Annotated in this window: 1 pseudogene; it reads right to left on the reverse strand. The window is 50.2% G+C overall.

Annotated elements, in window-relative coordinates:
• Nucleotides 1-229: pseudogene (gene sufC / locus KI356_RS28985) on the reverse strand (Fe-S cluster assembly ATPase SufC); the annotation flags it as partial.

Here is a 229-nt window from a genome sequence, read left to right on the forward strand (position 1 = left end):
GTTGCGCTTTTTCTCGCCGCCGGAAAAACCAACGTTTACCGAACGGGTCAATAAATCTTCCGGCATCTTCAACAGCGCGATTTTCTCTTCCATCAAATCCTGAAAATCAAAGCGGTCGAGCGTTTCCTGCCCGCGATAGCTGCGCACCGCATTAAGTGCCGGTTGCAGGAAAAACTGGTTACTGACGCCGGGAATTTCTACCGGATACTGGAAGGCCATAAAGATACCT

Source organism: Bacillus hominis (genome assembly GCF_018332515.1).
Lineage (GTDB): Bacteria > Bacillota > Bacilli > Bacillales > Bacillaceae_G > Bacillus_A > Bacillus_A hominis.